This window comes from Lactococcus garvieae (genome assembly GCF_016027715.1).
GTDB lineage: Bacteria > Bacillota > Bacilli > Lactobacillales > Streptococcaceae > Lactococcus > Lactococcus garvieae_A.
Genome location: NZ_CP065691.1, coordinates 837,721 through 863,200 on the forward strand (window position 1 = coordinate 837,721; position 25,480 = coordinate 863,200).

Below are 25,480 nucleotides of genomic sequence, written 5' to 3' on the forward strand. Positions count from 1 at the left end.
ACATCATAAATATCCTATAGAAAAGAGACTGTAAAATGATTTCACAAAACATTCATAAAGCAATGCTTAGAGCTAATCAAGTTCGTCCTCTAGATAATGGCTTTCCTTATCTGGCAGAATGTTTAAGGCAAGAAGGAATCATCAAAAACATTTGGCATCTGCCTTCTTGTGATAGCTTTTACTTTTCTGAGTCAGAATCACTTGTTAATCCCGGAAATCCTTTAATCGGACGTGTCGGCCCTTGCCCAAGCTTTAATCAATCTGCTCTTGTTCAAGCATTACGAGCTGATCAAGCAGGAAAGATAACTTTTCCTGAATTTTTGCTTCAGGCTTGGAAAGCTGGGGTGATTCGTTACGAAGTCGACTTCATCCAACGTCATGTTACTTACTATGGTGCTTTTGGAGAAACATACAAGGAAGATTATCCTCCTATTGAGCTTGAAGCTTCTTCTACTGAAAAAATTTTAAATTAGAGAAAAAGTCCCTGTATGAGCAAGGACTTTTATATATGAGCTTTAATACAAAAAGATGAAAATTAAACTATCTGGAAGGTATGTTATTTTAACAGAAGTTTTGCTTCTCTTCTTAATTTTTGTTAAAATTCATCTATGATAAAAATTTATTTAAAAGCACTGGTTCAGGCCTTGCTTATTATAGCGGTTTGCTTACTGTGCCTTATTTATATTGGTACGAAAATGTTGAAATTTATTGCGTAGTCATGCTACTCTTAAGCCAGCCTTTGCTTATATGTTTTATTTTTGCTAAACTTTAGTTATGGTTAAAATTTTATTTACCTCTATTATTAAGGCAGCAATTGCTCTTTTTATTATCATTTCTTTTGGAATGTTGATGTTAAACTTCTTACCGGTGATGTAAGAGACACGTAAGTATCGGATAAAATTCCGATACTTTTTCTTTGGCCTTATTTATCTGGCGCGGGTTCAACATGAACATCTGTATCAAAAATTTCAAATTTCTCAGACAACTGTTGCTCTATATTTTCTGTTATCAAATGACTTTCTTTAACAGATAGATGAGGATCTACATATATAACTACATCTAGAAAAATACTTGCACCATAATTTCTGCCCCGAAGAACTGGGACACCCTTAACTCCGGGAATCTTTAAAATGTATTGCTTGTATTTTTCCAGCTCTTCTTCTGGAAACCCATCCGATAGGGTGAAACTACTCTCTTTAAAAATCTCTACTGCTGTTTTTATGATAATCACTCCAATAACAAAGGCAGCGATAGTATCTAAAACATAAAAATGTATATAAGAAGCTCCTATAGCTATGGCAGTACCAATCGAAGTATAGGCGTCACTCAAATTGTCTTTTGCTGCTGCCATTAAAGCCTGAGAATTTACTTTCTGAGCCAATCGTTTATTATAAATATAAACAAATATCATAACTATAGCTGAACCGATTCCAATAAATGCTGATAGAGGGTTGGGAGGTGTAAAAGAGTTATTTACTATTTTTTCAAAGGAAGAATACAAGACTTCAATACCGACCATAAGCATAATAAATGAAGTGACCATACTTGCAATATTTTCAAACTTCCAATGCCCGTATCGGTGATTTTCATCTTTAGGTTTACGAGCAAGTTTTAGGCCGATTAATACAGATAAAGAGGCGATGACATCAGTGAAGTTATTTAAGCCATCAGCTCTCAGAGCTTGTGAATTTGCGTATAAACCGATGAAAAATTTGGCAAAGGCTAAAACGATATAAGCTAAAATACTAATCCAAGCACCTCGCTCTGCAGCCTTCAGTTCCTTATATCTTTTATTTTCCATATGCTTATCTCCTCTGAAAAAAGTAGTCTTTCCATTGTATCATTCCGAAATGATATTCCAAAATAAAATGTTGCTTAAAATTAATAAAAGAATCTTTTAACTTTAAACTTGCCTATATTTTTCATTTGTATTATCTCCATTCTTTATACCGAAAACGCAAACCTGTATTCGACTCATATGGTATAATTATAACAGGAGATTAAATTATGAAAAAAATTATTTTAACATTTATGCCCTTTATTTTATTGGTTGGATGTGGTACTAAGACAAAAGATGATACATCTAATTTTGCTCAAGAAAGTCAGGAGCCTTCCAAGTCTTCTGCTATCTCACCAAGCACAGCTCCCAGTTCCACATCCAAAAGTTCACCGTCAAGCATCGAAGAGAAAAGCTATCCCGTATCCTTAGAGAAATTCTTAAAAGGTGATTACTCAACCTTTTATGGAGCTTATAAAAGCAGCACGGGAGAGAAATTAATAATCACTCCAAATAATATCGAATATTATTCTAATGAAGAAAAAGATGTGGGGCCAGTTATCATTAATGAAAGCACCTTTAAGTCTAAAACAGATACTCCACCTTTCACACAAATCTATCAATTCAACAAAGGACAAGTTGAAATAAATTTCAATGAAGCGGCGAGCAAGATTGAAGAAATACGCATCACTGATAGCAGTGCTGCCCCTACTACTTTTACATTTGCTGCGCGGTTAGATACTCGTAATTTTACTGAGGAAACGGCTCTTAACTATCTAAAATCTTATTTTGCCGACCCTGATATACTTTACGGAGCGCAAAAACAAGACAATTCAGTTATCATTGATATCCATATTAAAAAATGGGTTGAAAATGGTGGTAGTGGTACCGCTGGTATATATCAAGTTCTGCCTGATGGCACTTTTTATCTCGTTCACTATGATGCTACTACGAATACATATATACCATATAATTACAACTAGGCAGTCTACCTCCAAGTTTGTAGTCTTTAGCTGATAAAAAAATCACATATTGTATGTGATTTTTTCTTTTATATATGGAAAATTAGTTTCTATAAAAGTAATCAGCAGCAGGGCTATTAAATCACCCTTGGACCAAAAGCAATCTTGGTTTAGAAGTATCAGACTGATCACCGTATTTATTTAACTCTCCAATTTTTAGCATCTCTATTGCTGCTCCAGAACGTGCAACACCCGTTGCTTTTCTTATACTTAAGTATTTCTGAGTCCCATCGGCAGAATCGATCGTGATTGCGTGTGGCTCTTCGTTAATACTTGCACTTTTATCTGAATTGATTACTAGTATATTTCCATTACCAGCTTTCCAAGTACCAACTAATGTGGTAAAATCACCATTTAAAATAGCTTCTTCATCAAGATCCAACTGTTGGGAATCTGTACTCGTTTCTTGCGACGTTTCAGATGAAGTATCGGACTGTTGTTCTACTTGCTGTATATCTGTACTCGACTCCTGCGGAGTTTCAGATGAAGATTTGGACTGTTGTTTCACATCTTGTGCTGGCTTTTGCGATTCTTTTTCCGATTTCTTGCTAATTTCTTCTTTTTTAGGCACGGAAGTATTAGACTTTTGATTTTTTTCTGATGAACATGCTATGAGTGTTAAAGAAGCTAAAGCGACAATAGATAGTAATGTAATTTTTTTCATAATTAAACTCCTTATCTTTATTTTATTACAATATAAATCAAAGCACAAACGACCACCTTCACATAATGATAGTTTTAACCTATAATCTCAAAAACAACATTTCAAGAAGCTCAATGTTATAATCGGTATAGGCAGATTTCAAATAATATAATTAATACATCTCAAGAAGCTACCTTTCTGCCTAGGTAGCTTTTTTGTGTGAAATTATCAGTTGTTTTGATGGTTTCCATTCTCCTCTAAACTATTTTATGTCGCTTATCAGTTTATTTATTAATATTACTTAGATATAATATAAACAGATAAATTAAAATCATTAAGGAAAACTGTATGGAATTATTTAATAATCACGTGAAATTACTTCGCATGGAACAAGCTATAACGCAAAAGCAAGCAGCAAAAGAATTCGGAGTTACCGAAGCGACATGGCAAAGGTACGAATCCAATCGATTACCTTCAATTCGTAATTGTATAGCTCTAGCAGATTATTTTGATGTCTCTCTTGACTACCTTCTTGGTCGCTCTGAGCATAGGTCGATTTTATAATTTTAGGAGAGTATGTAAATTAGCGATAGGTTTTTGTGAATACTCCTTAGGGAGTGTTTTTTGTTTTTATTCAAAGATGGAAGAGGGAAATTTCAATACTTTATATTATTAATGGAAATTATAGGAAGTTCCTATAACAAAATATATAAAGAATACAATGAAGCTTAATAAGTTTATCTCATAAAGTTTAGAAGATATATAACGAAAATTACAATATGTACACTTTTTAATTTCAGTAATTTATTTAAACAAAGTCAACCGCTAAAAGCTCCCATAAATATTTGAAAGTTATGTCACTTGTTTATATAATTATATTGGTGAAAATTTTCACTAAATAAAAAAGACGTGCGCTAATCACGATAAAAGGGTAAGGAGAAAATTTTAATGGAAAACAAAGAAAAGAAAGCGATAGCCATCATTGCACTTATTATTGGTATTTTAGCTTTATTATTATCTTGGGTGCCTATCGTCAATAACTTTGCTGCTGTTTTAGCTGTTCTTGCAATTATTTTAGGAGTTATTGCAATTATTATAAATCGTAAAAACAAAAAGACTTTAAGTATTGTTGGTACTGTCATTTCAATATTAGCAATGGTAATTGTTTTAGCAACACAATCAATGTACTCTAAGTCAATAGATGATGCAAGTAAAGCTGTAGACACTGCTATATCTAGTTCTCAAAAAAAAGCTGAGGATAGCTTTCTGTGGAGTAAAACAGAATATGATTCTTTATTAGTTGGGGATACTGTTACTGGTGTTGGTGGAACAAATTATAATACATTAGAACAAAAATTTGGTAAACCTGCTAATTCATCTGAGTCTACTTCGGGAGATTATACAACCAAATATGTAACATGGGATAATATGGGAGCAGAAAATTATAAATCAGTTAGTTTAAATTTTGTGAAACAAGCTGATAATTCTTGGTTACTTTCTAATAAATCACAATCTGGCTTAGGATAAAATAAAAAATCCGTACTAAACTTTGGCGAGTACCAGGACGGATTTAGACATACTCATGCAAGTTTGTTATTTGAATCAGGTATGAGTTTAAAACAGGTTCAATATAGATTAGGACATTCTGACTTAAAAACTACTATGAACATCTACACTCATATTACAAAATTTGCAAAAGACAATATCGGACAACAATTTTCAGATTATATTGATTTTTAACCAGCAGAATTCTACTGGTTTTTTATTTTTTCCCCTCTTTTTCTCCCTCCCTTTCACCAACCTTCACAGAACTTCATCCTTCACTAAAAAAAAAACCGCTCAACAGAGCGGTTTTTTAGTCTATAAGAATCTATATAGACTGGTCAATGGAGGCGAGGGGAGTTGAACCCCTGTCCAGACACCTTGCTACATCAACGTCTACAACCATAGGACTTTCTCTAGTTTAACAAATTTCCAAAGCCAGTCTCAAACAGCAGAAATTTGCGGTGCTTTAGAATCTCTTTTTTTATGTAAAGCCACCATAAAAACGTATCCGACTAAGGTTTAGAGCTTCAGGTCGCCATCGGCGAACGATCGTCAGCTACGCAAGCTGGGGTTTAGGCAGCGAGTGCGTAAGATGTGTTATTTTTAGCAGTTATATTTATCTGCGATGGATTTAGGTGACATCACCACCAGTTGCAGTTCATGCGCGACAATGCCTGTCGAATCCGTAACGCCCCCGTTACGGTGGAATTACTTCCAGATATCAATTATAGCACAAATTCTCTAATATTTCACACGCAGCGGTCTTACTAAAATAGCCAAAATCGAAAGTCCAATCACTGCAAAACAAAGTCCAACGGTGACAAAGTTTACTTGTTCTGCTGCATTTAAAACATCAATAGGCGAGAGTAAACTTAGAGGGAGCCACTGAGAAATATTACTGAGGGTTTGAACGATAGAACTTACAACCGACAACACTATTACAGAAACCAATGCCAGAAATGCCTTTCTCGTCCAAACCGCAACCGCACTCCCCAGGATAACTAGAGTAAGTAAGGCCAGCGTTTGGAGCAGACTTGCAGAAATCACTCTACCAAGCTCTATATTCGAAAAGAAAACCCAGGTCACATAAGCTGCGCAAAGAACTCCTATAAAATTACTGACGACTGTCACAAAAAATGCAAGAATCAATTTAGGAAGCCACAATATGAAAGCATTGTGAGATACAGTTGAATAATAAAGGCCTAAAGAGCTTTCTTTTTTGAGTTTAAAAGTATCAGCGACAAAGTAAACAAGAACAAATAAGCCAATCTGAGAGATGTTGCTAAAATAGGATTCCATCAATGCTTTCCAGTTTGGATCTGGCATGAGAATAGTCGTGCCTTCAGTTCCACCAAATGCGCTTATAAATTCCTTCATATAATAAATCAGAACAGGTGAAGTAATACCAAAAAAAGCAAAAAGAAAGAGTAGAATTCCTAAACGGCCGTTGCGCCACCACATTTTTGTTTCGAGAAGAATTAATCGTTTCATTGTTCTCCTCCTGTAATTATCCGTTCAAAAGCCATTTCTAAACTGTTACTCGTTGCGCGATATGTACTGATCTTATCACCAATATCTGGAAAAATTTGCAAAAGCTTTTCAGAATAATCACTTTTAATCATCAATTTTCCTGTTATCTCAGGATAAAACTCAATATCATTAACTTGCAGAATGTCCATTACCTCTTGTTTGAAGCTCTCACTTTTGATTTCCAACTCCGCAAATTCATCCATTTTACTGTTTTCAATAAACTGATGAAGTCCCCCCTCAAATAACAGTTCTCCACGGTTTAAAATAAGAAGACGATCAGCAATATTTTCTATATCCGCTAGTAAGTGGCTGGAAACAACTACAGTTTTTTCCTGTGCTACGGATGTAATCAATTGAAGAATCTCAATCCGACCGATAGGGTCTAATGCACTGGTTGGTTCATCAAGAAATATCAAAACAGGATCAAGCAAGAGGGCAATAGCGATACCTAAGCGCTGCTTCATTCCTCGTGAGTAACCTCCCACTCTTTTGTGAGGATAATCGGCTAGTCCGACTTTCTCAAGGGTAGCTTCGATAAGCTGCAAATCTTCTACTTTCTCGTTCAAAGCACAGCTTTGTTGCAGAACCTCTGTTGCCGTAAGATAAGCGGGAAATTCTGGTGTGTCGGGGCAGTAAGCCAGCGCTTGGTTAGCTAACTTTATTTGCCCTTGATTAGCTTTATGTTGTCCAAGAATAGCATGAATCAAAGTCGTTTTTCCTGCACCGTTCGGTCCAATTAATCCGATAATTCCTGCATCTGCTTCGATTGAACACGTGACATTTTTTAAGGCTTCAAAATTTCCAAAAGAAACAGTTAAGTTTTCTATTTCGATAATTTTACTCATTCGTATCCCTTCCAAAGATAAAGTAGAATATTCCTCCCAAAGGGACAGAGACAATACAAATAATTGCCCATGCCCATTTTGGTAAATACTTGACTTGTGGTATTTTCGCAAGGCTATAAACACACATACCTAAATAAATTAAACCCAAAAAAGACAGCGGGATAATAATACGAATATCCATTTTAATTCTCCTCAAATATTTCTTTAAAATTCATCTTCATCAATTTTTTGAATTTCACGTAAAAGGTTGGTTAAGTGTGTATCTGAAGCATATTCTGCCAGCAAGCTATCAATCAATTGATTGCGCACCACATAGTTTGAAAAAAGATGTAGTTTTTCTTCGTAGCCCTCCAATACTTTTTCAGTCCTCTTGATATTATCATATACTGCCTGACGACTAACGTTAAACTCTTCAGCAATCTCTGCCAAACTATAATTATCTGCATAATAAAGTTCAATATAATTCATCTGTTTATCTGTCAAAAGAGTGGCGTAAAACTCAAAAAGTGTGTTCATACGATTGGTTTTTTCGATTTCCATAAATTCCTAAATATTCTAAGAAAGCTGCTCTTCTACAAGTCAGTTTCCAAATTTTTTTCAAAACATAATTGTCCGTTTTCCTTTATAATTTTATCATATTTATTGCTTTAATCATAAGGACACCTTTCCAGATTTTAGGCTTTGTTTTCCGCTAAAAGCTTGTTATAATAGAGGAATGAAAAAGATTCTAATTGCGGATGATGATCGTTCGATTTTAACCTTACTTTCTTACAACTTTAGACAGAGTGACTTTGAGGTTACAACGGTAAGTGATGGAAAGCAAGCCTTGGATAAAGCTAAGAAAAATCATTACGATTTAATCTTGCTAGATTTGATGATGCCTAAACTTTCTGGTATTGAGGTTACAGAGATTCTGCGTAAAAAGCAGAACTTTACACCAATTTTGATATTGACAGCACGTGACGATGAGGAGATGAAACTGACAGGGTTGAATTCAGGTTCTGATGAATACTTGGATAAAGCCACTCCCATGAAGGAAATTATTGTGCGTGTGAATGCCCTCATCCGCCGTCATCAACATTATAATCAAACCTTAGAAAGTGAAAAATCCCTAGAAAAACCAGGGGTCAAGTTTGATAGACTCGAACTTGATTTCACCAAAAAGATTTGTATATTTGACGGCCAGCCACTAGATTTGACCAAACGCGAATTTGAAATTTTAGAACTTTTGATTGAACGTTCAGGTGATGTTATTTCACGTGAAGAATTACTCCAGCATTTCTGGGGTATCTCGTCTGCTGCGGAAACACGTACGATAGACGTTTTAATCAGTAAAATTCGTAAAAAATTAGACAACCAATTTATAAAAACAAAACGAGGGTTTGGGTACTACTTCTCTGATGAAAAAAATAAAGCTTAAAAATATTGTCATTTCGACAATTATTTATCTTGTTGCGACTGTGATTCTGCTCGTTTTTCTCAATATACAGATTCTAAAAACAGACACAAATCGCGTCTTACACACTATTGACACTACTAAAACACTTCTTGCTGAGCACCCTAATTCCGCACTTCCTAGCAAGTTTCAGTATCTTCCTGCCGGAACACACAATGCTGACACTAACAAGATTGAAGAAGGCGCAGATTACGCTCAAACTGTAAGCCGTCAATCAATTGAAATTACCAGTCCTATCCGTGAAAATGGTGTAATAGTTGGTTACCTTCATGCTTCTGACACACGTACTTCTCCTTGGTTTACGAATTTGATGGTTGGTGGATTTGCAACTCTTGTTTATCTGGCTTGTGCTTTCTATATTTTTGTTCATGCCCGACGTAATTATCTCTTTACTCAGGACATTGTAGCCAAAATCAAGAATATTGAGCGCAGTCCGCTTACACAAAGCTATTTGATGAGCGAAAATGATGACAAAGTTACATTAGCTCTTAATTCTTTAGGAGAATATATTCAGAATCAAATCTTATCTCATAGTGAAAAGAAAGAGAATATTTACGAATTTATAGAGCTGTTCCAATTTCCAATCTTTATTTACAATGCAAAGGGAAAGATACGTAAAACAAATGCGGCCTTTAAGAATGAATTTGCTGACACACATAATCTCGATATTTTTAGTCCATATGCAGATTTCTTGACGTTCTTAGTAGACAAAATGCTCAACCCTACAACTCAAGAAAAAAACTTCTATTTTGAAAATATCAATGCTTATTACCAAGTACGTATCTCTCCTCTTCCTGATTTGGACAACCGTTTCTTGGTCACTTTACTTGATATCACTGCATTTAAGCGTACACTTAGTGCCCATAATGAACTGATTGCCAATGTGAGTCATGAGCTTAAGACACCGCTGACTTCTATTAAAGGATTTGCTGAATTGCTTAAAGATAATACTTTGCCTGAAAGTGAAAGACTAGAGTTTTCCCATATTATCAGTAAAGAAAGTGCAAGATTGATTGCTTTAGTTCAAGATACACTACTTTTAACCAAGCAAAATATTCATATTGAGAAGAAAAAAATTAATCTTTCACAGATTATTGAAGAGATTCTAAAAAGTTCCCAACCATTACTGGCGGAAAAAAGCTTATCTCTCAACACAGACATTGCTAATATTTCGCAAGTAACAAACCGACCGATGATTCACAGTATTTTTGAAAATCTCATCGAAAATGCAATCAAGTATACAGACAATAAAGGAAAAATATTTATTGGGTTGCATCAAGTAGGGAAAAAAATAATCTTCACCGTAACAGATAATGGCCCTGGACTTACAGAAATTGAAAAATCACGTATCTTTGACCGTTTCTATCGTGTTGATGAAAGTCGCGCACAAGTGTCTGGTACTGGTTTGGGTCTCTCGATTGTTGACAAAAATGTCAGAGAGCTTCAAGGAAAAATCGAGGTTATTAGTGTACCTGGTAAAGGAACGACCTTCACTGTAACTTTATAAAGCAGAGTTAAAAGCCCTCGTTCGACGAAGGCTTTTTTCTTGTTATAAATTGATAGGTTAACGCTCTAAATAAAATTCAAAACGGTCTCCAACATATTGGGAGAGAACATACTCAAAGGCACGTCCGTCTGAGAGATAAGAAATCTGTGTGAGACCTAAAATAGCATCTCCTGATTTGATTTTTAAATAATCTGCTACTTCTGTACTTACTTTTTTTGCAGAAATAATCTGCTCGCTGTGTTCAATCTCATATCCAGCTTGAGTTAAGGTGTTAAAAAAGTTAGAGGTAATACTTTTCTTTTCAAAAGACCTGACAAGTTCATACGGAATACTTGCAACTTCATAGCAAATCGGTACTTGATCCGCATAGCGTACACGTTCCATACGTATAATAATTTGATCCTTTGTAATTTGCAATTTTTCACATTCTACTTCATTTGGCAGGGTTTTGAGATAACTTAAGAGTTCTGTAGAAGGTGTCTTCCCTTGAGCCGTAATAATTTCGGTAAAGGAGGTTGTTCCACGCATTTTTTCACGGACTCGACGACTAGCCACGTATGTTCCGCTTCCGATACGGCGCTCCAAAATACCCTCATCCACAAGTGAGGTCACTGCTTGTCGAGCTGTCATCCGACTCACTCCAAATCGTTCAGCTAAATCGCGCTCACTAGGCAAGCGCTCTCCGATTTTCCAAACTGCTTTTTCAATTTCTTCCTTTATTGCGTCATGAATTCGAATGTAATTCGGAACGTTGCTTCTTTGCATACTGCCTCCATCGTGCCCCTGTTTTTTATTATTATATACCAATTTCAAATAAAAAACCAGCTATAATAGCTGGTTTAAATAATTGGTATAATTATTTTGCAGGAACTGTGATTTCACCGTTGATGATTTTTTCTTTAGCAGTTTCTACAGCTTTCCAAGCATCATCTGAAGTATTGTTACGAGCGAGAGCTACACCTGAGTTTTTCAAGTCGTACTTAAGAATTTCACCACCAGGGAATTTGTCATCTTTAGTTTTGTTTGAAACGTCTTTGACAACATTACCTACTTCTTTAAGTGTAGAAGCTAATACGAAGTTAGATTCTTTACCATCTTTAGATTTGAATTTACCTTCATCTTCTTGGTCACGGTCAACACCGATAACCCAAACTTTGTCTGCTTCATTCTTAGTTTCGTTAAGAACACGTGCTTCTGTGAAGACACCTGTACCTACACCACCAGCTGCTTGATAGATGATATCTGCTCCACCAGAGTACATTGCAGAAGCGATAGTTTTACCTTTACCTGCATCGCTAAATGAACCTGCATATTGAACATCTATTTTGATGTCTGGGTTTACAGATTTAACACCTTCTTGGAAACCAACTTCGAAGGCTGTAATGATATCGGAAGCAATTCCTCCGATGAAACCAACGTGATCAGTTTTTGTTGTCTTAGCTGCTGCTACACCAGCAAGATATGCTGACTCTTGGTCCGCGAAAGTTGCAGAAACTACATTTTCTTGGTTCTCAATCACTGAGTCAATGATTGCAAATTTAGTATCTGGATTATTTTTAGCAGCCTGTGAAGTTGCTTCTTGGAGGCCAAAGCCAATACCGAATACTAAGTCATATCCACCAGATACAGCTGAGTTAAAGTTGGCTGTGTAGTCAGAAGCTGAGTTTGATTGGAAGTAGTTGATACCTTTACCTCTTGAAAGGTTGTTATCTTTACCCCAAGCTTGCAAGCCTTCCCAAGCTGACTGGTTGAACGAACGGTCATCAACACCACCAGTGTCGGTTATCATCGCTACATTGAGATCTGTTTTGGCTTCACCACCTGAAGCTGCGTCACGTCCACGGCAACCTGCCAGAACTGCTACTGATGCAAGTGCAAGAGCACCAACTGCGAAAATACGTTTATTCATGGAAACGTTTTCCTCCAAATATAAAATTTTTTAAAACTCTCGCAAGTAAGAGTTTTTATCTATAAGTTTATTTTAAGTTATTTTGTATATTAATTCAAGCTAAAAACAAAGATGTGGAATTTATCCACACCTTTGTTCGGAAATAGCTATTTTTCTGTCAATTATAGAATATTATTCCAGTTCTTTGAAGGAATATGGCAACAATTGCCCCACTGATGTTTCCTTGACCTCACCTGTTTGAGACAAAAGGTAAACGGGCATATCGGCATCACAGAATTCTGAAACCACTTGGCGACACGCACCACAAGGACTAATAGGAGCAGACGTTTCTCCATAAATATAAAGACTTGAAAATTGGAGTTGGTCTTCCGATACAGCTTTAAATATTGCTGTTCGCTCAGCACAATTGCTTAAGCCGAAGCTTGCATTCTCAATGTTACATCCTTTATACACTTTTCCATCAGTAGTCACGAGTGCAGCACCAACAGGAAATTTTGAATACGGGACATAAGCATGCGTACTCGCTTCTCGTGCTGCTTCAATAAGTTCTTTAGTAGCTGGCATTTGCAGTTTCACCTTCCATAATAGCGACTCCTGAAGAACAACCAAGGCGATTTGCCCCTGCTTCGATCATGGCTTTAGCATCGGCAAGATTACGAATTCCTCCTGAGGCTTTAACACCCATCTCTGAACCCACTGTTTCACGCATAAGTTTTACATCTGCTACTGTAGCTCCTGCTGTAGAGAAGCCTGTTGAAGTTTTAACAAAATCAGCTCCCGCACGTTGTGCTGCTTGGCAAGCTTTAACTTTTTCTTCATCAGTCAAAAGACTTGTTTCAATGATAACTTTAAGAACACGTCCATCTTTAACTGCATTGACAGCAGCAATATCGCTTTCTACGAGGTCCCAGTTTCCATCTTTTGCCGCACCAATGTTAATGACCATGTCAATCTCATCTGCACCTTTTTTGATAGCATCTGCTGCTTCAAAGGCTTTCAAATCAGAAGTGTTTGCTCCAAGAGGGAAGCCAATAACTGTACAAACTTTTGAAACTTCATCTTTGAGTTGCTCAGCGGCAAAAGCTACCCATGTTGGGTTGATACATACGCTTGCAAACTCATATTTTTTAGCTTCATCAATGATAGCTTGTACCTTCGCTTGAGTTGCATCGGCTTTGAGGATAGTGTGGTCAATATATTGATTGATTTTCATCTTAGGTCTTCTCCTAGTTTTTATTTATATTGCGTACATCAAGGAACGCTTTGTTATTAGTTTTTAAAGTTTATTTCGGCTTACGACTTTGGAGATAAAGCATACCAATAATCGTATAAACCAAAATAAAAATGAGAATGAAAATTGCTGCTTTCAGCAAAGAATTTTGCGAGAAAAGGTTCATTCCTATCGCACCTAGTACAGCAGCTGTTACGCTTTGTAAGGCTTTTATTTTATTGGGTATAGGTGGAAGTTCATTTTTCATCAGCGAATAATTTCCAAAATTTCAGGTGCATGAATTTGTTGATCAGAGATATGGATATTTTCATTAAATTCAGCAACTAAGTCTGCTATGATTTCACGGTTACTATAAAGCGTGGCAATTAAATCGCCCGTTTTAACTGCATCTCCAACTTTTTTAGCAAGATTAATGCCTGCTTCAAAATCAATAGTATCGGTTTTAGTTGCTCTTCCTGCACCAAGCTTCATTGCTACAATACCCACGCCCATTGCTCTTTCTTGTGAAATATAGCCCTCACGCTCAGCATGAATTTCGACAGTATGCGCTACATTCAATGGAGCCGTTAAATAATCAAAGGCAGTCGCATCACCATGTTGCGCTTGACACATTGCAACAAACTTCGCATAAGCTTTTCCATTGTCAAAGTTTTCAATGATCTCAGAAATGGACTTTTCAATCCCAGCTAAACTGAGCATAATTTGTGCCAGTTCCGCAATAAAATGGCGAAATTCATTTGTCCCTTTGCCATTTAGCGTCTCTACTGCTTCTGTAATTTCATTTCGATTACCAATAGAATAGCCGAGTGGTTGATTCATGTTGGTTAGGACAGCCACGGTCTCACGGCCGACAGCTTTTCCTAAATCAACCATTGTGCGAGCAAGAATCCGCGCATCTTCAATATTTTTCATGAAGGCGCCATCACCAACAGTCACATCCAACAAGATCGCATTTGAGCCTGAGGCAATTTTTTTAGACATAATCGAGCTTGCAATCAATGGAATAATGTCCACCGTTGCTGTCACATCACGTAAAGCATAGAGAAGTTTATCGGCCTTGACTAACTCATCAGATTGACCAATAACAGCAATACCTGAATCTTTAACTTGAGCGATGAAATCTTCTTCTGTCTTCTCAATTTCGAAGCCCGGAATAGATTCCAACTTATCAAGCGTACCTCCTGTGTGTCCCAAACCACGTCCGGACATTTTAGCCACAGGAACACCAAAGCTTGCAACAAGAGGGGCTAAAATAATTGTGACCTTATCTCCAACGCCGCCGGTAGAATGCTTATCAACCTTAATACCTGGAATGGCTGATAGGTCGAACTCTTTACCAGATGCTACCATCGCCATTGTCAAATTCGCCGTTTCTTCTGTGGTCATCCCTTTAAAGTATATCGCCATTGCCAGTGCTGACATTTGATAATCAGGAACTTCTCCTGCTGCATATCCCGAGATAAGCCAGTCAATTTCAGCTTTGTCAAAAGTGCCACCATCACGTTTTTTTTGAATCAGATCTACCATTCTATATGTCATAGCTTCTCCTTATAACTTCTTAAAATGTAATAACCTTTATTTTTAGCAACCACTTCACAATTTCCGAAGACTTCTTCCATTTTCTTTTGAGCACTTGGCGCACCTTGTTTTTTCTGAATAACAATAGTTAAATGTCCTTCAATATTCAAGTGCTCATAAGCACCAGACAAGATAGCATGTACCACTTCTTTCCCCGCGCGTATAGGGGGATTGGAAATAATTGCATCAAAAGATTCTTTTACATTTTCATAGATATCTGATAAATAAATGTCAGAAACTTCGACATTATTTTTTTGTGCATTCTCCTTCGCTAAATCTAATGCACGACTGTTGACATCTATTAGAGTCGCTTGCAAACCATATTTCTTAGCTAAGGTCAAGCCGAGGGTTCCATATCCACATCCAACATCAAGCAGAGCTTTTGCCGATTCAGGTTGGAAATTATCCAGTAAGACACGTGAACCATAGTCCACAGCATTTTTAGAAAAAACGCCAGCATCCGTCAAAAAGCGGAAAGAAAGTCCTAAAAGTTCAACCGATAATTCTTGCACATCGTGTGCCAAATCTCGATTATCTTCATAATACATATTTGTTTTTACCATTACAGCTTATTTTATCACAAAATAATTGAATTTTTCTGAGAAAACCTTTACAGATAGATACTACAAATTAGAAAACCCTTACATTTTAATTTTAACCTTTCCCTTTTTTTAAATGCTTTGAGGAGCTTTCTACAATAAAAAGAGGATTTATTTTTATTATTTTTAAAAATATTTTTTCTTTTAAAGTCACTCTGATAGTGCAGAGCAGACGCAAAATATGCTAAAATATCTTTATGAATAAATTCATCAATTATGATGAAATTTCACGAGAGACTTGGCAAAATTTCTACCTCTCTTCAATCGCTCCTTTAACAAATAAAGAGCTCGATGCCATCCGTTCACTCAACGATGAAATTTCACTCCAAGACGTTATCGATGTGTACCTACCTTTAATTTATTTGGTCCGTTTATACAAAAAAAATATTGAGGATCTAAGTTTTTCTAAGGGACTATTTCTCCAAAAAATTGTTAAAACTCCGCCATTAATCATTGGCATATCGGGTTCTGTTGCAGTGGGAAAATCGACTGCTGCACGTCTCGTACAGCTCCTTCTTTCACGTGAATTTAAAAAATTAAGTGTGGAACTTGTAACAACAGATGGCTTTTTATATCCAACAGCTGTTTTAGAAGAACGCCACATGCTTGATCGCAAAGGCTTTCCTGAGAGCTATGATATGGAACACCTTCTGGACTTTCTCTATCGTGTAAAAAATGGGGAAACGTGTGAAATCCCGATTTATTCTCATGAAACTTATGACATCGTCAAAAATAAAAAGCAAATCATTGATCAACCTGATATCTTGATTGTAGAAGGAATCAATGTCCTTCAAAATCCACAAAGTGAACATCTCTATGTTAGCGACTTTTATGATTTTTCTATTTATGTTGATGCTGATGAAGAAATGATTGAAAGATGGTATTTAGAACGGTTCAATAGCTTACTGAAGCTGGCAAAAAATGATCCACATAATTACTATCATCAATTCACTAAAATGCCACACGATGAAGTCGTAAAATTAGCACGTGAAACATGGACCAATATAAATCTTCCTAATTTGCGTGACTACATCGAACCCACTCGTAATCGTGCGGAAGTTATTTTGCACAAAACGGATAATCATTACATTGATAAAATTTATTTGAAGAAATTTTGAGATAAAATAACAATGATTTACTCTTTGATTAAAAATACTATCTTTTTATATCAAACGTTTTTATATTCCGTTCTTTTATGATAGAATATTTTAATATTAATTTTTAGGAGGCCCACTTGTCTGATAAACAACTTGAAAAAATTATCGTTCTTGACTATGGTAGTCAATATAACCAATTGATTGCTCGTCGCATTCGTGAAATCGGTGTTTTCTCAGAGCTAATGAGTCATAAAGTAACAGCTCAAGAAATCCGTGAAATAAACCCACTAGGGATTGTTCTTTCTGGGGGTCCTAACTCCGTTTACGACGAAGGTTCATTTGATATTGATCCTGAAATTTTTGACCTTGGATTACCTATTTTAGGTATCTGCTATGGTATGCAACTGATTAGTCACAAATTAGGTGGTAAAGTTGAGAGTGCTTCTGAAAGCGAATATGGTGTAGCACCTATTGAGCTTAAAGCTAAGTCAGAACTCTTTGCTAACACTCCTGAAACACAAGATGTTCTCATGAGCCACGGTGACCGTGTTGTTGAAATTCCAGAAGGCTTCCATGTTGTTGCGACTTCTCCAAACAGCCCATTTGCTGCTGTTGAAAATACAGAACGTAACATCTATGGTATCCAATTCCACCCTGAAGTACGTCACTCTGTATATGGTACAGATATGCTCCGCAACTTCGCTTTAAATATTTGTGGTGCTAAAGGCGATTGGTCAATGGAAAGCTTCATTGATATGCAAATCGCAAAAATCCGTGAGCAAGTTGGGGATAAAAAAGTATTGCTTGGTCTTTCAGGCGGTGTAGACTCATCTGTAGTAGGCGTTCTTTTACAACGTGCTATCGGTGATCAACTCACATCTATCTTTGTTGACCACGGTTTCCTTCGTAAAAATGAAGGCGACCAAGTTATGGATATGCTGGGTGACAAATTCGGCTTGAATATTATTCGTGTAAATGCTGAAGAACGTTTCATGAATAAATTGGCTGGAGTTGCTGATCCAGAGAAAAAACGTAAAATTATTGGTAATGAATTTGTCTACGTTTTTGACGATGAAGCTTCAAAACTTAAAGATGTTAAATTCCTTGCTCAAGGCACACTTTATACAGACGTTATCGAATCAGGAACGGATACAGCTCAAACAATCAAGTCTCACCACAATGTTGGTGGCTTGCCAGAAGATATGCAATTTAAACTGATTGAGCCTTTGAATACACTTTTCAAAGATGAAGTTCGTGCTCTTGGTACTGAGCTAGGCATGCCTGATGAAATCGTATGGCGCCAACCTTTCCCAGGTCCAGGTCTTGCTATCCGAGTTATGGGTGACTTAACACCTGAGAAAATCGAAGTTGTACGTGAATCAGACGCAATCCTTCGTGAAGAAATCGCTGCTGCTGGTTTAGACCGCGACGTGTGGCAATACTTCACAGTTAACACTGGTGTACGTTCAGTTGGGGTCATGGGAGACGTCCGTACTTACGACTACACTCTTGCTATCCGTGCGATTACTTCTATCGATGGTATGACAGCTGAGTTTGCTAAACTCCCTTGGGATGTCTTGCAAAAAATCTCTGTTCGTATCGTAAATGAGGTGGATCACATCAACCGCGTAGTCTACGATATCACCTCTAAACCACCAGCAACTGTTGAGTGGGAGTAATAGTTAGATAAAATAGCTAATATAGAAAAATAAAATCGCTCTGTTGAGCGGTTTTTGTTTTGCCAAAAATGATATGTTATAATCATAATAGGAGAATTAAATTATGAAAAAAATTATATTGGCATTTGTTCCTTTCGTTTTATTGGCAGCTTGTGGCTCTAAAGAAAAGGAGGATACCTCACAATTTGCTAAAGACACTAGTGTGAGTTCACAGAATTCTACTCATGCTTCTTCATCTTCTGTATCCTCGACGAGTAGCTCCAGCACGACCAGTTCTTTTTCTGAATCAAAGTCCAGCACACCTTCAGTCTCAGGTTGGGAAGATTTAACTTTGAATCAAAAAATTGCTTTGCTTATACAAAAAGGAGATAAAGAATTTACAGCACCTGCGAATAAACTATCTGCAGAAGAACTTTATCAACAAGATATTTCTCATGAATGGGCGATGAGTGGAACGATAGACAAAGGCTCAATCCTTATCCCTGAAATGGTTAGTAATGATATATACCGAATTTCCACACAAGGAAATATAGTAACCATTGAATTTGGGAACGCAATGATCCAAAATAAACAATTTCCTAAGGAAGAACTTTTTACTGAATTTTATGGCGATGCTACTTCTCAAGAAAAAACGGATATTTTAGCCTCTAAAGTTGTATCTTTAGAACGTCTTCAAGAAGTTATTGACGAAAAATTTTCTGCTCGTTAATTTTTATTCCTTTATCCAAAAAAGTCCACCTTAATGAGGTAGACTTTTTTTATTACTTCACAACCATGACATTACAGCGTGCATGATCAATAACATAAGCCGTGGTTGACCCTACCAATAATCGGTCAAAAGCACCTTTACCAGTAACCCCAATGACAATCAAATCGATGTCATGCTCTTCAGCAAAATCGATAATTTCTTTTTTGGGAGATCCTTCTACGCGGAAACTTTTAAATTCTACCTGTTTCTTAATAAGTTCGGTAGCACGTTCAATGATAGCACGGGACTGTTCTTCTAAGTTTTCGAGAATAAGCGGAATGCCATAAGCCGAACCATAGAGACGGACATCATCTTTAACATTCAACACAAAAAGTGATGTTTCATTTCTCATGGCTATTTTAACTGCTTCAAGTACAGCCTTATCTGATTGCTCAGAACCATCTACTGCGACTAAAATGTTTTGGTATTTTTCTCTCATAAAAAGCCTCCCTTATTCTTAAATTGTTGAGTAAATCCTCTATAAGTATATTTTAAATTAAAAAGAGAGAAAAAGATAATAATATGGTTGGAATAATGGAAAAAAAATCTTAGTCTGAGAATATGTTTCTTTTACTGCTATTATTTTGTTGGCCGTTTTAGCTCAAATGTATCCCCTAAAGCTGTATAAGCTCTTCCAGAAAGTCGGGCCACTGGGTCTAATTTTTCAGCTTTGACATAGAATTTATCTACATCAAAAACGGAGTCATCCATAAGAATATTTTTAACTTCCAGAAGCATAAGATGACTTGTTTTTCCGACAGGAATATGCTGATGAAGGACTACTTCTAAATGCACTTTAGCATTTTTAATGGCGGGCACTTTGACTTCTTTAGAATCTATTAAATCGATATCAAATTTTTCGACTTCACTTACCTCAGCAGCAAGCGGTGCTGAGGTTTGATTCATCTCTTCGACATTCTTGGTGTTAACGAGCTGAATCACTCCTTCTTTTGTGTCCAGAAGGTTTCGAACAGAATCTTTCATTTCGGTCATTGCAATGGACACGATAATTGGATCTTTAGAAACAACGTTAAAAAAACTAAAAGGAGCAGCATTTACTAAACCTTGACTGTTTTGAGTGGTAAGCCAAGCAATCGGACGTGGCACCACAAGTCCCGATATCAGCTTATAAGCATCCTTACTGCTTATATCTTTTGTCTTATATGATTTCATCATTTTCTCCTTATTTGACGATTCCTAATTTTTTCCATGGTCCATAAAGAATCATCTTTTCGACTTCGATGTGCATCTGAAGTATCTAGTGGGCGTAACTGAGCTGCTGTTCGTGCCTTTATCACCTCTTCTTCTGGAAAGAGATGTGGAGGTAAACTCAGATCCAGTCCTGCTTCCTCACGACTTTCATCAATCCAAAATCCGGAAGTAATAAGTGCTTCCTCATAGCTGTCTACTTTTCCAGAACCAGCACGTACCATATCTAACGCACCAATCCCGGGCGTATCTGTCGCAATTTCGAAAAGTACACCTGGAGCAACTCTAACATACTCACTGGAGAAATAAAACCTATCTACTAGCCCTGAATGCGGCATACCATATGATTTAATACGTTCAATCCAATAGCTGAGAGTTTCTAGATTTTTCGTTCTTAAAGCCAAGTGGTGAATAGTACCCGCGCCTTGGTAAGATCTACTTTCTTCCTTATCTTGTTCCACAATAATTGCTGCACCATTACCGCCCTCTGCTACTTCAAATAGAGTAAAGTGACCCTCTGTCTCTGCTTTTCTAAAACCAAATACTTCTTCAAGTAATTGATGGAAAATATTCACTTCTGAAAGTTTAATAAAGACAGGACCTAGACCAAGTATCGCATGCTCGACTGGCACATTCGAAAGTTGCCACGGTTTACCTGGGGCAGGCACACCTTGATTATGTTCATCAGAAATAAGCTGGTAATACTGCCCATCAAAGTCTTCAAACTCTAAATATTTTTTGCCAAAACGTTCTGAAATGAGTCCATGAGGAACTCCAGCATCGTTGAATCTTTGCAACCAGTAGTTCAATGAGTCATCGCTGGCAACACGAAAAGAGCTCCGCTCAATACTGTTAATGCCATGCTTACCCAAGCCTATACCTGGGAAATCAAAAAACGTCATATCGGTCCCAGCATTACCATCCTCATCTGTAAAATAGAGATGATAAGTTTCATAGTCATCTTGATTCACTGTTAGTTTTGCCAACCGAAGTCCCAAAATATTTGTGAAGAAATCATAGATTTTTTGGGCGCTTGAGGTAATGGCTGTAACGTGATGTACGCCACCCAAGATAAATTCTGGATCTAGTCTTTTCATAATAACTTCCTTTACTCTTTTTGTTTACAGTTGTAAACCTTATTTTTATTATATCATCTCTTCAGTAATTTTCAAGAATCTTGTATTTCAAAAATGTATCTCTTAGAAGAGATACATTTTCTATACTTTAAAATAATTTAATAATAGCTGACAAAATAAGAGCTCTGTGATACTATCTTTCGCTTTTTCTTCCTTAATCTCTTTAACTAAGCAGTTCAGCACGTGTTCTTTTTCACGATAAGTCGCAGCCGAAACACCTCTATGAAAGAGTTCATAATTTTCTGGGGCAAAGATTTCATCATGATTATCTAAAAGCTTTTTAAGATTTAATGCTTGATTTTTCAAATCAGTATGCCGAGTAATATTACTAAAAATTTCTTCCATGTACTGAATCACTTCCATCATGAGTTCTTTTTCAGTAATTACTTCTTTGTCAGAACTATCTGCACCCACACTCCACACGTCAAGAATTCTTGACGAAGCGGAAGAAAAGAGAAGACTAAACTGACTAATCTCTTCTGTTCTCAAATAGAAATGATAAGCCAGCTGTAGAGGATAAGCTAAACGATACATTTCTGAATGACTTAATGAATTTTTAGATGGATTTAGAGAAGAATAACTTTTGTTGATAAACTCAAAATGACTTTTTAATAAATCGACAATCATTTCACGTATTCTCTCATCATTGGAAACCAAAGGTAAGTATAAGCTCGCTTGCATAGCCGAATGTTGAAGCCATTGATTTGAAGCTCCGCGTATTAATTGGTGGTTTTTACCCCTTTCTTTGCTTTCCAAATGATTAACCAGTCTATCTTTAAAACAACTTCTAAATACAATAGCCCAGTCCGGATTAATTTCTTCACTCAGGGTTTCGATTCGAAAAATCGATTTCCTGCTTTCCATCGATAGTCTGATTGTATGCATCACTCTCCTCCTTGCTTATTATTTTATTAGTTCCATATTTTCATACACGATATCTCCATCAAACTTTCTAAAAAGTCGTCCGTCAGAATGGTGATATGTCCCATTTTTCTATTTACTTTAGCCTCCAATTTCCCATAATCATGGATATGCCATTCGGGTTGATTATGCGTTATTTTTTCAATTTTAGGAACATCTTGACCAAGTATATTTATCATAATAGCCTTTTTTAAAAGACGTGGCTCTGGCAACTCTTCACCAAGTATTCCCTTAATATGCAAATCAAATTGTGAAAAATCACATGCTTCAATTGTATAATGACCTGAGTTATGTGGACGAGGAGCTAATTCATTAACATAAATTTCGCCAGACTCAGTAAGAAACATTTCCACACAAAGTGTACCTGAAAGCTGAAGTTTTCGGGCAATCGCTAAAGCTAACTCTTCTGCTTTTTCACTCACTTCAGGAAGAACTGGCGCTGGTGCTAGTGTTCGATGTAATATGTTATTGATATGCTCATTTTGACACAAAGGAAAAGTAACAAAGTCTTTCCCATTTCCGCTTATAATCATCGAAATTTCACTAGAAAAATCAACGAAATCTTCTAATACACATTCTGCCCTATCGGCCAATTTTATCGCTTTTTCTAAGTCCTGATCTGTCTTTAAGACAACTTGACCATGACCGTCATAGCCTCCTGTTACAGTTTTCAAAACCTGTGTTCTTGTTACTGTGTCAGGGAGATCCTCAGCCTTCATAATAAGCTTCCAAGGTGCTATCTTGACATTACAACGTTCTAAGAAATTTTTTTCTAGTTTGCGGTTCTGCGTAATTTCTAACAATCTGATTCCTTGAGGAATATCAACGCAGGCATCCAAGGCATGGAGTGCCTCTGCTGATACATTTTCAAACTCATAAGTGATTAAGTCACACGCATAAGCCAATTTGAGGAGTTCATCAACATTATCATAATCCGCTACGATTAATTCATCTGAACATTTAGCTGCTGGACAACTGGGGTTAGGATCTAAGGTAATCACTTTATGACCCATGTATTGTGCAGAAATAGCCATCATCTGCCCTAATTGGCCCCCACCAATAATTCCAATTGTTTTCTTCTTGTTTTGCATATTTTTATTATAGACCATTTATCCCCGTTCTCCTCATTCTTTTCAGATGGTTAAAGAAAGAAATCCGTCCATTATACGGATTTTTATTTACTAAAATTGAAATTATTTTACAAATGTTTCGGTAATTTTGATATCCTGATTTTATACCAATTTTTCTGTTGAAGAGACCGCGATTTCTGCTGCTTCTTCTCGATATTTTATTAATTTATCAGATAAGACTTTGTCTTCTGTTGCTAAAATTTGCACAGCATAGAGACCTGCATTTTTGGCTCCTGCTACTCCTATCGCCATACTAGCTACAGGAACGCCGGCAGGCATTTGTACAATAGAATAAAGACTATCTAGTCCAGACAAGGCGCGTGATTGTATAGGTACTCCAATCACAGGAAGAACTGTCATAGCAGCAACCATGCCAGGCAGATGTGCCGCTCCACCGGCGCCAGCAATAATTACCTTATAACCTTGTGCTTTGGCACTTTTAGCAAAATCCAACATTAGCTCTGGTGTACGGTGAGCCGATACCACTTTTTTATCATAGGCGACCCCAAATTCTTCTAAAATTTGTGTGCCTTGTTTCATGGTCTCCCAATCTGAGAGAGACCCCATAATAACTGCTATTTCTGCCATCTTCACATTCCTCTATTTCCAATATCTTTACGATAAAACATTCCTTCGTTATCTAACTTATCTAGTTTTTCATAAAGTGATTTTTGTATGCGCGCTATGTCTATTCCTGTTTCTGTAATCATGTAGACTCGACCGCCATTTGAAAATAATTGCCCATTTTTATCCATAACCCCTGCATAAAAGCAGTTTAAATTCTTTAAAGAAGGTAAAGGCACACTTTCTGTAGTAGAATTTGGATAGCCACAGTTTGCTACCACAACTCCTAAAGTAATTTCTTCTTTGTTCCAAGTTAATTTGGGAACTTTACCTTGTAGAATATCCACTATATTTTCGGCAAAGTCACTTGTAATACTCTCTAAGACAACTTGAGTCTCTGGGTCACCAAACCGAGCATTGAACTCAATGGTCTTTACCCCTTGCTTTGTCCAGATTAAGCCTGCATAGAGGACGCCAGTAAATGATTTATTTTCAGAAATCAAACCAGCAACAGTAGGCTCTACGATATGTGTGAGGGCTTCTTGAATAATTTCTTCGGGAATATGTGGTACAGGAGCATAAGCGCCCATCCCACCTGTATTGGGACCCTTATCTCCATCAAAAGCCCGCTTGTGGTCTTGCGCAATTGGTAGAGGGTATATCTTCCCCTCATGAACCAAACTGAACAAGGAAAACTCTTCGCCTTCTAAATATTCTTCTATTACTACTCTTGCTTTATCCGCTTGGAAAATATCTCTTAAGGCGAGGACAGCACTTTCTAAATCCATAGCAACCGTAACACCTTTTCCAGCAGCGAGACCATCTGCCTTAATGACAATAGGAGCCCCTTTTTCTTTAACATAATTTAAAGCTTTTTCTAGATCAGAGAAGCTCTCATATGCAGCAGTGGCTACACCATACTTTTTCATGATTGATTTCGCAAAGGTCTTACTTCCCTCGATTTGTGCTGCATCTGCTTTTGGACCAAATATAAGCAAATCTTCTTCCAAAAAGGCATCCACTATACCATTCATCAAGGCTGTTTCTGGACCCACAAAAGTTAAATCAATTTTTTCTTTTTTAGCAAAACGAACCAAAGCAGGATTGTCAAGTTCGGAAATAGCTACTGTTTCTAACTTTTCATCCGTCATTCCAGCATTTCCTGGGGAAATAAAAACTTTATCAACTTTACTACTTTGTGCTAATTTTCTTGCAATCGCATGTTCTCGTCCACCTGACCCAACAACTAAAACCCTCATAAGTCCTCACTTTCTTCTCACTTCTATCTTAAGATATTTAAGCAAAAAGAAAAAGCCCTAAGGGGCTTTTCCAAATATATTCTTATTCCATTGTT

The 25,480-nt window shown here is 36.8% G+C and carries 29 protein-coding genes, 1 other RNA gene and 1 pseudogene; 10 read left to right on the forward strand and 21 right to left on the reverse strand.

Going from position 1 to position 25,480, the window contains the following annotated elements; genetic code table 11:
* The first annotated feature begins 35 nt into the window (after window positions 1–35).
* Window positions 36–473: a DUF1398 family protein gene (locus I6G50_RS04205; protein WP_197909270.1), complete on the forward strand. Its 438-nt coding sequence runs from the start codon at window positions 36–38 to the stop codon at window positions 471–473.
* 449 nt (window positions 474–922) lie between these two features.
* Here I6G50_RS04205 and I6G50_RS04210 read toward each other — a convergent pair whose 3' ends face one another.
* Window positions 923–1,801 carry a cation diffusion facilitator family transporter gene (locus I6G50_RS04210; RefSeq protein ID WP_004260237.1) on the reverse strand — a complete coding sequence of 293 codons (879 nt, stop codon included), beginning with the start codon at window positions 1,799–1,801 and terminating at the stop codon, window positions 923–925.
* A gap of 206 nt (window positions 1,802–2,007) precedes the next feature.
* Here I6G50_RS04210 and I6G50_RS04215 point away from each other — a divergent pair, with 206 nt between their 5' ends.
* A complete protein-coding gene (locus tag I6G50_RS04215; protein WP_197909271.1) occupies window positions 2,008–2,760 on the forward strand; it encodes a hypothetical protein in 753 nt (250 codons plus the stop codon).
* Window positions 2,761–2,881: 121 nt separating this feature from the next.
* Here the strand turns inward: I6G50_RS04215 and I6G50_RS04220 are convergent, their stop codons facing one another.
* Window positions 2,882–3,463 carry a DUF6287 domain-containing protein gene (locus tag I6G50_RS04220; RefSeq protein ID WP_197909272.1) on the reverse strand — a complete coding sequence of 194 codons (582 nt, stop codon included), beginning with the start codon at window positions 3,461–3,463 and terminating at the stop codon, window positions 2,882–2,884.
* A gap of 327 nt (window positions 3,464–3,790) precedes the next feature.
* On the opposite strand from I6G50_RS04220, the gene I6G50_RS04225 reads away from it, so the two are divergent.
* The 3 genes and pseudogenes from I6G50_RS04225 to I6G50_RS04235 form a co-directional block, all read left to right on the forward strand.
* Entirely contained in the window at window positions 3,791–4,006 is a 216-nt protein-coding gene (locus I6G50_RS04225; protein ID WP_197909273.1) for a helix-turn-helix transcriptional regulator, read from the forward strand.
* Between the two features lie 384 nt (window positions 4,007–4,390).
* Window positions 4,391–4,969, forward strand: a complete 579-nt coding sequence (locus tag I6G50_RS04230) for a DUF4190 domain-containing protein (protein ID WP_197909274.1) — start codon at window positions 4,391–4,393, stop codon at window positions 4,967–4,969.
* 39 nt (window positions 4,970–5,008) lie between these two features.
* Window positions 5,009–5,182 (forward strand): annotated as a pseudogene (locus I6G50_RS04235) (tyrosine-type recombinase/integrase); the annotation flags it as partial.
* 144 nt (window positions 5,183–5,326) lie between these two features.
* Here I6G50_RS04235 and ssrA read toward each other — a convergent pair.
* The 5 genes from ssrA to I6G50_RS04260 form a co-directional block, all read right to left on the reverse strand.
* Window positions 5,327–5,683: a transfer-messenger RNA gene (gene ssrA / locus I6G50_RS04240) on the reverse strand.
* 45 nt (window positions 5,684–5,728) lie between these two features.
* Window positions 5,729–6,478 carry a hypothetical protein gene (locus tag I6G50_RS04245; protein WP_197909275.1) on the reverse strand — a complete coding sequence of 250 codons (750 nt, stop codon included), beginning with the start codon at window positions 6,476–6,478 and terminating at the stop codon, window positions 5,729–5,731.
* On the reverse strand, window positions 6,475–7,362 hold the full coding sequence (locus I6G50_RS04250) for an ABC transporter ATP-binding protein (protein ID WP_004260258.1): 888 nt from the start codon (window positions 7,360–7,362) through the stop codon (window positions 6,475–6,477). Before I6G50_RS04250 ends, I6G50_RS04245 begins: the two co-directional genes overlap by 4 nt.
* Window positions 7,355–7,543: a PLDc N-terminal domain-containing protein gene (locus tag I6G50_RS04255; protein ID WP_042753218.1), complete on the reverse strand. Its 189-nt coding sequence runs from the start codon at window positions 7,541–7,543 to the stop codon at window positions 7,355–7,357. Before I6G50_RS04255 ends, I6G50_RS04250 begins: the two co-directional genes overlap by 8 nt.
* A gap of 23 nt (window positions 7,544–7,566) precedes the next feature.
* Entirely contained in the window at window positions 7,567–7,902 is a 336-nt protein-coding gene (locus tag I6G50_RS04260) for a putative DNA-binding protein (RefSeq protein WP_004260261.1), read from the reverse strand.
* 175 nt (window positions 7,903–8,077) lie between these two features.
* Here I6G50_RS04260 and I6G50_RS04265 point away from each other — a divergent pair, with 175 nt between their 5' ends.
* On the forward strand, window positions 8,078–8,782 hold the full coding sequence (locus I6G50_RS04265; protein WP_197909276.1) for a response regulator transcription factor: 705 nt from the start codon (window positions 8,078–8,080) through the stop codon (window positions 8,780–8,782).
* Window positions 8,745–10,325 carry a sensor histidine kinase gene (locus I6G50_RS04270; RefSeq protein WP_197909277.1) on the forward strand — a complete coding sequence of 527 codons (1,581 nt, stop codon included), beginning with the start codon at window positions 8,745–8,747 and terminating at the stop codon, window positions 10,323–10,325. The genes I6G50_RS04265 and I6G50_RS04270 overlap by 38 nt, the downstream gene beginning before the upstream one ends.
* Window positions 10,326–10,382: 57 nt before the next feature.
* Here I6G50_RS04270 and I6G50_RS04275 read toward each other — a convergent pair whose 3' ends face one another.
* The 7 genes from I6G50_RS04275 to I6G50_RS04305 all read right to left on the reverse strand — a co-directional run bounded on the left by I6G50_RS04275 (window position 10,383) and on the right by I6G50_RS04305 (window position 15,606).
* Window positions 10,383–11,090: a GntR family transcriptional regulator gene (locus I6G50_RS04275; RefSeq protein ID WP_004260269.1), complete on the reverse strand. Its 708-nt coding sequence runs from the start codon at window positions 11,088–11,090 to the stop codon at window positions 10,383–10,385.
* A gap of 91 nt (window positions 11,091–11,181) precedes the next feature.
* The gene (locus tag I6G50_RS04280) at window positions 11,182–12,234 is read right to left on the reverse strand and encodes a BMP family lipoprotein (RefSeq protein WP_004260275.1); all 1,053 of its coding nucleotides are present in this window, start codon (window positions 12,232–12,234) and stop codon (window positions 11,182–11,184) included.
* A 171-nt stretch (window positions 12,235–12,405) separates the two neighbouring features.
* Window positions 12,406–12,798 (reverse strand): cytidine deaminase, encoded by a 393-nt coding sequence (locus I6G50_RS04285; protein WP_004260279.1) that lies wholly within the window; start codon window positions 12,796–12,798, stop codon window positions 12,406–12,408.
* Window positions 12,785–13,447: a deoxyribose-phosphate aldolase gene (gene deoC, locus I6G50_RS04290; protein WP_197909278.1), complete on the reverse strand. Its 663-nt coding sequence runs from the start codon at window positions 13,445–13,447 to the stop codon at window positions 12,785–12,787. Before deoC ends, I6G50_RS04285 begins: the two co-directional genes overlap by 14 nt.
* 70 nt (window positions 13,448–13,517) lie before the next feature.
* Window positions 13,518–13,712 carry a hypothetical protein gene (locus I6G50_RS04295; protein ID WP_004260286.1) on the reverse strand — a complete coding sequence of 65 codons (195 nt, stop codon included), beginning with the start codon at window positions 13,710–13,712 and terminating at the stop codon, window positions 13,518–13,520.
* Window positions 13,712–15,004, reverse strand: coding sequence for a pyrimidine-nucleoside phosphorylase (locus I6G50_RS04300; RefSeq protein WP_197909279.1), 1,293 nt, complete (start codon window positions 15,002–15,004; stop codon window positions 13,712–13,714). Before I6G50_RS04300 ends, I6G50_RS04295 begins: the two co-directional genes overlap by 1 nt.
* The gene (locus tag I6G50_RS04305; RefSeq protein WP_197909280.1) at window positions 15,001–15,606 is read right to left on the reverse strand and encodes a class I SAM-dependent methyltransferase; all 606 of its coding nucleotides are present in this window, start codon (window positions 15,604–15,606) and stop codon (window positions 15,001–15,003) included. Before I6G50_RS04305 ends, I6G50_RS04300 begins: the two co-directional genes overlap by 4 nt.
* 233 nt (window positions 15,607–15,839) lie before the next feature.
* Here I6G50_RS04305 and coaA point away from each other — a divergent pair, with 233 nt between their 5' ends.
* From coaA to I6G50_RS04320, 3 genes are all read left to right on the forward strand, one after another.
* Window positions 15,840–16,760: a type I pantothenate kinase gene (gene coaA, locus I6G50_RS04310; protein WP_081166664.1), complete on the forward strand. Its 921-nt coding sequence runs from the start codon at window positions 15,840–15,842 to the stop codon at window positions 16,758–16,760.
* 116 nt (window positions 16,761–16,876) lie between these two features.
* On the forward strand, window positions 16,877–18,418 hold the full coding sequence (gene guaA / locus I6G50_RS04315) for a glutamine-hydrolyzing GMP synthase (RefSeq protein ID WP_004260297.1): 1,542 nt from the start codon (window positions 16,877–16,879) through the stop codon (window positions 18,416–18,418).
* A gap of 103 nt (window positions 18,419–18,521) precedes the next feature.
* On the forward strand, window positions 18,522–19,127 hold the full coding sequence (locus I6G50_RS04320) for a hypothetical protein (protein WP_004260309.1): 606 nt from the start codon (window positions 18,522–18,524) through the stop codon (window positions 19,125–19,127).
* A gap of 52 nt (window positions 19,128–19,179) precedes the next feature.
* On the opposite strand, the gene I6G50_RS04325 is transcribed toward I6G50_RS04320, so the two are convergent.
* The 7 genes from I6G50_RS04325 to purD form a co-directional block, all read right to left on the reverse strand.
* Window positions 19,180–19,605, reverse strand: coding sequence for a universal stress protein (locus tag I6G50_RS04325; protein ID WP_004260312.1), 426 nt, complete (start codon window positions 19,603–19,605; stop codon window positions 19,180–19,182).
* Between the two features lie 140 nt (window positions 19,606–19,745).
* Complete coding sequence (locus I6G50_RS04330) at window positions 19,746–20,339, reverse strand: flavin reductase family protein (RefSeq protein WP_197909408.1); 594 nt, start codon at window positions 20,337–20,339, stop codon at window positions 19,746–19,748.
* Window positions 20,339–21,472, reverse strand: a complete 1,134-nt coding sequence (locus I6G50_RS04335) for a ring-cleaving dioxygenase (protein WP_197909281.1) — start codon at window positions 21,470–21,472, stop codon at window positions 20,339–20,341. The genes I6G50_RS04330 and I6G50_RS04335 overlap by 1 nt, the downstream gene beginning before the upstream one ends.
* Before the next feature lie 120 nt (window positions 21,473–21,592).
* A complete protein-coding gene (locus tag I6G50_RS04340; RefSeq protein WP_197909282.1) occupies window positions 21,593–22,396 on the reverse strand; it encodes a glycoside hydrolase family 125 protein in 804 nt (267 codons plus the stop codon).
* 26 nt (window positions 22,397–22,422) lie between these two features.
* Window positions 22,423–23,541, reverse strand: a complete 1,119-nt coding sequence (gene purK / locus I6G50_RS04345; RefSeq protein WP_197909283.1) for a 5-(carboxyamino)imidazole ribonucleotide synthase — start codon at window positions 23,539–23,541, stop codon at window positions 22,423–22,425.
* A gap of 123 nt (window positions 23,542–23,664) precedes the next feature.
* A complete protein-coding gene (purE, locus tag I6G50_RS04350) occupies window positions 23,665–24,150 on the reverse strand; it encodes a 5-(carboxyamino)imidazole ribonucleotide mutase (protein ID WP_197909284.1) in 486 nt (161 codons plus the stop codon).
* A gap of 2 nt (window positions 24,151–24,152) precedes the next feature.
* Window positions 24,153–25,385, reverse strand: a complete 1,233-nt coding sequence (gene purD, locus I6G50_RS04355) for a phosphoribosylamine--glycine ligase (RefSeq protein ID WP_197909285.1) — start codon at window positions 25,383–25,385, stop codon at window positions 24,153–24,155.
* Between the last annotated feature and the right edge of the window lie 95 nt (window positions 25,386–25,480).